This window comes from Candidatus Accumulibacter vicinus (genome assembly GCF_000584955.1).
Lineage (GTDB): Bacteria > Pseudomonadota > Gammaproteobacteria > Burkholderiales > Rhodocyclaceae > Accumulibacter > Accumulibacter vicinus.
This window is the reverse complement of sequence record NZ_JDSS02000051.1, coordinates 25,615-27,862: the sequence shown is the minus strand read 5'-3', so window position 1 is coordinate 27,862 and position 2,248 is coordinate 25,615. Positions and strand designations below refer to the sequence as shown.

3 protein-coding genes are annotated in these 2,248 nt (G+C 52.4%); all 3 read left to right on the top strand.

Annotated features, from left to right (window positions below; genetic code table 11):
• The first annotated feature begins 216 nt into the window (after positions 1 to 216).
• The 3 genes from CAPSK01_RS20050 (at position 217) to CAPSK01_RS20045 (ending at position 2,245) form a co-directional block, all read left to right on the top strand.
• Complete coding sequence (locus tag CAPSK01_RS20050) at positions 217 to 666, top strand: hypothetical protein (RefSeq protein WP_034931019.1); 450 nt, start codon at positions 217 to 219, stop codon at positions 664 to 666.
• A gap of 91 nt (positions 667 to 757) precedes the next feature.
• On the top strand, positions 758 to 1,492 hold the full coding sequence (locus CAPSK01_RS24185; protein ID WP_273704177.1) for a hypothetical protein: 735 nt from the start codon (positions 758 to 760) through the stop codon (positions 1,490 to 1,492).
• A 57-nt stretch (positions 1,493 to 1,549) separates the two neighbouring features.
• Complete coding sequence (locus CAPSK01_RS20045; protein WP_034931017.1) at positions 1,550 to 2,245, top strand: alpha/beta hydrolase; 696 nt, start codon at positions 1,550 to 1,552, stop codon at positions 2,243 to 2,245.
• Positions 2,246 to 2,248 lie beyond the last annotated feature (3 nt).

The following is a 2,248-nucleotide window of genomic DNA, read 5'->3' as shown; positions in this document are numbered from 1 at the left end:
AACTTGCCGCTGCGCGTGAATTTTTGCGGGGGTGTGAACGGTTACGTTTTCCAAAGTGAAAGTCATCACTGTTAACGCCCTTCGAATGAGCCACGACATCGAGGCGTTTCTTACGTGGTTTGCCAGCTATGGCACCCGCATTCTCTAACCCTGCGGTCCACCGGACGCTGCGCGATAAAGCCGCGCAGCGCCGGTGACCTCCACGTTAGGAAAAGCATGTTCGCTCTTGGTTGGCTTGGCATGTTAATGATCGTAGCAATACCATCGCTTGTGATTTACCTCGCGTCCTGGGGTGCTATGGCTATTGTTATCGCGGTCATTAATCGATATAGCACCCGGGTGTCCATCACCGTCAGATTGCTGGCTTTATTTAAACCAGTGCTACTAGCTTGGTTGGTGGGTATAGCCATCTTCTTTATCTGTGGTGTGCTTAATCTCATTTTCACTCAGTACTCTGGGAACACAATTTTCCGTCTATTCCCATTTCTTCAACAAATCAGTAGTGTTCTGATTTTCTATCTGTTCTTAAAGCGTCGGGTCAAAACGAAACTTGGCGAGATGACTATTGCTGCACCTCATTTGTGGGCATTTGGTGTTGCTCTTGTCCCCATGGCACTGCTAATTGTTGCAGCACATATTTGGCATGCTAATAGTGCCTTCTCCTAACACTACGGTCGAGGCGCGGCTACGCCGCTGGGACGCCGTGCCGGCAGGGCCGGCACGTCACCCCTCACCTTCACGTTAGGCATCAGAGAGCATGTTTAGAACGGTAATGTTATGTTGTATGTGCATCTCAGTTTGCGCATGCAAATCGGAATCGCTTTCTAATTACTCTGACGAAGAAAGGATTGCGGTACTTGAGCGACGTTGCAGGGAGAGCGCCAAAGAGACAATTACTGAAAAATCAGCCGATGGGAGTGTTCTTCTTAGTGAGGTTGGAGCGTTTGGATTACTCAATGACGCAGAATCAAAGCCTGTGTTCAAAAAGTTTGATGAACCAATTGGCGCAGCGAATCTGCCAGCGTTAGATTTAGAGTACCGTCCCGGCTTCCTACTCCGTAATCTAATGGGTGGTAATGGCAAATTGCTGGAGGTCGTTTATAACACTAACGAGACAGGCGTAAATGGTCCAGAAACACCCCGTGAATGCCGTAAAACTCATTACGTAACAGTAAGAACACATGGGGAGAGTGAGGCCACCTTTCTTCACAAATGCGAGCCAAATAGAACAATTGAGTCAATATCGGGTGTTAGGTATTACATCGGCATTGAGTACGGCGAATTGGACGATTACGAAATACGGCCATTTATTTTTTATGTTAAAGATCGGACCAACGGCCGCGTACTGGCTGAGCAACGATCCTACCAATTGTTGATGGGCAGCATGAAAAGTAAAAATAATCGAGTTTTTCACGGCTGGGCAAGTTCACAAGGTGTAAGGAATTGCCAACTAACCCCGCCTGATCAACTTGTTAAAAGAGTATTTTGGTGATGCATGCCTAACCCTTCGGCGCAGCGCCGCTGACCTCCACGTTAGAGCCCACAACCCATGGTCGCCTTGGTCTTGCTCCCTGGTCTCGACGGTACTGGCTTGCTGTTCGCAAACTTTGCCGCTTCCTTCGGGCCGGACGTAAAGATCACCGTGGTGTCCTACCCAACTGACACCGCCATTGGTTACTCGGAACTAGAGCCCATCGCTCGTTCCTTCCTCCCGAAGGACCTACCGTTCTTTCTTCTCGGCGAGTCTTTCTCCGGGCCAATCGCAATCTCCATTGCTGCCTCTCGTCCGTCCGGGTTGCTCGGGCTTGTCTTGTGTTGCTCCTTCGCACGCAGCCCTCGGCCGTCGCTTGCCGTGTTTCGGCCCTTGCTAGCCGTCGCCCCTGTTGCGGCGTTGCCTTTGGCACTGCTCAGTTTCTTCGTCCTTGGCCGTTTCTCGTCCCCGGCGCTCCGTCGGTCGCTGGCTGAGTCGCTTGCCCAAGTCTCTCCGTCGGTCCTTCGAGCGCGTGCCCGGGCGGCGCTCTTGGTCGATGTTTCGGCTTTGCTGGCCAGCGTCGGCGTGCCGGTGCTCTATCTCCGAGCTTCGGAAGATCGCGTTGTGCCCGAGTCTGCGTCTCAATCGGTTGTCGCTCTTGCACCCGCCGCCAAGGTCGTGGAGTTTCAGGCTCCGCATTTCCTGCTTCAGGTGCTGCCGTCGCAGGCAGCAGTTGTCGTCCGTGAGTTCATGGAGAACCGCCGTGGGCTCTAACAC

Coding starts and splice junctions, on each gene's coding strand:
- CAPSK01_RS20050 (WP_034931019.1), top strand. CDS start 217: ATGTTCGCTCTTGGTTGGCTTGGCATGTTAATGATCGTAGCAATACCA.
- CAPSK01_RS24185 (WP_273704177.1), top strand. CDS start 758: ATGTTTAGAACGGTAATGTTATGTTGTATGTGCATCTCAGTTTGCGCA.
- CAPSK01_RS20045 (WP_034931017.1), top strand. CDS start 1,550: ATGGTCGCCTTGGTCTTGCTCCCTGGTCTCGACGGTACTGGCTTGCTG.